Source organism: Acidovorax sp. (genome assembly GCF_022763525.1).
In the GTDB taxonomy this organism is placed as follows: Bacteria; Pseudomonadota; Gammaproteobacteria; order Burkholderiales; family Burkholderiaceae_C; genus Acidovorax.
The window spans coordinates 1-2,986 of sequence record NZ_JALEGG010000289.1 but is presented as its reverse complement, the minus strand read 5'-3'; the positions used below and the strand labels follow the sequence as shown (position 1 = coordinate 2,986).

The 2,986-nt window shown below is 67.5% G+C and carries 3 protein-coding genes and 1 pseudogene; 3 read left to right on the top strand and 1 reads right to left on the bottom strand.

The window, feature by feature from the left end:
* Positions 1–87 precede the first annotated feature (87 nt).
* Positions 88–543 (bottom strand): cytochrome c, encoded by a 456-nt coding sequence (locus tag MRY84_RS21985; RefSeq protein ID WP_291507805.1) that lies wholly within the window; start codon positions 541–543, stop codon positions 88–90.
* A 279-nt stretch (positions 544–822) separates the two neighbouring features.
* Between MRY84_RS21985 and MRY84_RS21980 the strand changes: the two genes are divergently transcribed.
* From MRY84_RS21980 to MRY84_RS21970, 3 genes and pseudogenes are all read left to right on the top strand, one after another.
* The gene (locus tag MRY84_RS21980) at positions 823–1,518 is read left to right on the top strand and encodes a cytochrome b/b6 domain-containing protein (RefSeq protein ID WP_291507804.1); all 696 of its coding nucleotides are present in this window, start codon (positions 823–825) and stop codon (positions 1,516–1,518) included.
* 47 nt (positions 1,519–1,565) lie between these two features.
* Positions 1,566–2,057 carry a GNAT family N-acetyltransferase gene (locus MRY84_RS21975; RefSeq protein WP_291507803.1) on the top strand — a complete coding sequence of 164 codons (492 nt, stop codon included), beginning with the start codon at positions 1,566–1,568 and terminating at the stop codon, positions 2,055–2,057.
* A 259-nt stretch (positions 2,058–2,316) separates the two neighbouring features.
* Positions 2,317–2,986 (top strand): annotated as a pseudogene (locus tag MRY84_RS21970) (RNA-directed DNA polymerase); the annotation flags it as partial.

Sequence of the window (2,986 nt, the reverse complement as noted above, 5' to 3'; positions counted from 1 at the left end):
GCCTGCCTGCGCAGGCTTGGACGGTCCGAAGAGCTGTCGCCTCCGGCGACCAGCGCCGAGCGGCGTAGCCGTGCAGGGGGAAGTACCTTACTTCGCGCGATAGCTGTCGTGGCAGGCCTTGCAAGTGCCGGCCGTGGCGCCGAATGCCGTCTTGAGGTTGTCCAGATTGCCCGTCTTGGCGGCTGCAGCCAGCTTGACTGTTTCAGCTTCGAGCTTGTCGGAGTGCTCCTTGAACTTGGCCTGCTCGGTCCAGACTTCAGGCAGTGCCTTCGTGGGCGCGCCCTTGTCCGTGCCCGCACCAAATCCCGCCCAGGGCAGCTTGGCCATCTGCGCCACCACGTCGGCGTTTTCCTGCGCCGCTTTCGCATCGAAAGGAGCACGGCCATTGGCCATGGCGCCCAGGCGGCCGAAATGCTGGCCCATCACGAAGAGCGCACTCTGGCGGTACTTGATGGCGTCCTCGGCCTTGGCGAACTGGGCCGAGGCTGGTGCCGACAAAGTCAGGGCAGCGGCAGCCAGGGACAACGCAGCAATTGCTTTCATGGGTACTTCCTTTTTGTCGTGGGGTTGAGATGGAGATCGGCGCTCGGAACCGGCCCGGCGATCGGCGGACCGGTGCCTCGGCGACCCCGGCGCGATCGGGAACAGATTCCCAGCGCTGGCAGTATGCCGGTTTGGCGCTGTTCTTGCTGCAGTGCCCGGCGGGGCACCGCCAGGACGCGCGCCACTTTCGTGCAAGGCCTGTCTCCATCACAATGCGCCCATTCACCCCACGGTCTGTCACGCCTTCAGCCACTTCCCCCCCACTTCGCCGCAGACACGATGACGCAGTCCCCGCCCCCACAGCACACCGTCCGCATCTGGGACCTCCCAGTTCGGCTCTTCCACTGGGCGCTGGCCGCCTGCGTGATCGCGCTCGTCATCACGGCCAAGATGGGCGGCAATGCCATGGAGTGGCATTTCCGTCTGGGCTACGCGGTGCTGGCCCTGCTGGTGTTCCGCATCGTGTGGGGCGTGGTTGGCGGCCGCTGGTCGCGCTTCGCCGCATTCATCTACTCGCCCGCGCGCCTGGTGCGCTACCTCCGGGGTGCAGCGCAAGCCGATGACGGCATCGGCCACAGTCCACTGGGAGCGCTGTCGGTCTTCGCCCTGCTGGCGGTGCTGGCGGCCCAGGTGGTGACGGGCCTGCTCAGCGACGACGAGATCGCGTTCGCCGGGCCGCTGACCCGGTTTGTCTCCAATGCCGTGGTCGGGCAGGCCACGAGCTACCACCAGGAGATCGGCCAGTACCTCGTCATCGGCTTGGTGGTGCTGCATCTGCTGGCCATCGTGTTCTACGTGGTCGTGCGGCGCCAGCGGCTGGTGGGACCCATGGTGCACGGCGACAAGGTGCTCCCCACCCCGGCCGCGCCGTCGCGCGACGATGGGGCGAGCCGCGCTCTCGCCCTGGTGGTGCTGGCTGCCAGCAGCGCCCTGGCCTGGTGGGTGTCCACACTGGCGGGCGCGCCCTCCTTCTGAGCGGGACTCGCTACACTGCCGCTTCCGCCGTTTTGCTGACCTGCGTTGTGGACAAGCCCTCCGTCACCCTGCTGACCCCAACCTCGGATGCCGAGATGCACGAGGTCCGCGACATCTTTCGGGAATACGCCAGCACCTTGGGCGTGGACCTGTGCTTCCAGGATTTCGAGAACGAACTGGCCCACCTGCCCGGAGACTACGCCGAGCCGCGCGGCTCACTGCTGCTGGCCCGCGTGGACGGCGCCGTGGCCGGCTGCTGCGCCCTGCGCCCGCTGGACACGGCCGACTACCCCAACGCGAGCGAGATGAAGCGCCTTTACGTGCGCAAGGCCTTCCGCGGCTTCGGCCTGGGCCGCGAGCTTGCCGAGGCCATGCTCGACCGCGCACGGCAGGCAGGCTATGCCTGCGTACTGCTCGACACGCTGGACGACATGGAATCGGCCCGCGCGCTGTACACGGATCTGGGCTTCGAAGAGATCCCGCCGTACTACCACAACCCGATCGCGGGGGCACATTACCTCAAGGTCGACATTTCTTGAAATTTTGGGCCCCAGCGCTGATGCAGAAAGCGCAAAAAGCTCCTTATTTGATAGCAAGCATAGAATTGCCACGGCCCGGCGCCAAGCACTTCGAGCCTTGCCAGGTTCGAGCCGTGGGGCATCCCCATGGTGTTGACTCCCAAAGCGCCCATTGCGGCGCGCGAACCACCCGCCTTCGATGGCGCCCAGTTCGCGCCCAACCCGCTGGTTGGTGCCGGGCCACCTTGGTGGCTTCGTCCTCTTTTCTCCATTGCCCACCGTGACGCGGCTGCCTCCCCCTGTCCGCGCACTGGCAAGGGCCATCGCCATGGCCGTGCTGGCCGATGCGCAAGGCGGCCCCGAGCGGCGAGCGCTGCCCGCTCTGGTCGCGCGGGTCTCGGACTGCCTGGGCGGCCCGGCCACAGCCCGGGACCCGTCCCCGCTGCCAGCGCCTCTGTTCGAGCAATTGCGGCGGCTGTCCGTCATGGACCCGCTGGAATGGGCGCGGCTGGAACCGGAAGACGTGACCACCTGGCTTGCCCAAGGCGTTTGGTGGCGCAAGGCTGGGGTGCGTAACAGCGCGCTGGCACTGCAGCAGCCCCTGGATGACGACGCGCAGCTGGACGCAGACAGCGAGCACGACGATGCTTCGGACGACCTGTTCGACGAAGACGCCTTCAACGTCGAACCGCCCTCCTCGCCGGTTCATGCATGGACCGCATCCCACCTTTCCAGCGCCTTCCGACGCTGGGCAATAAACCCCGGCGCCGGCAAACCGCTGCACTGGTTACTGCGCCCCGCCACGCCGGGGCCCGTGCCCGCCTGGCGGGGCCATGGCAGCGCCTCGCCCATCCTGGCCACGGCCGACGACGTGGCGCAGGCTCTGGCATTGTCGCTGGACGACCTGCTCTGGTTGGCTCCCGAACACGCCCAGTGGCGCGAGCCGCAAG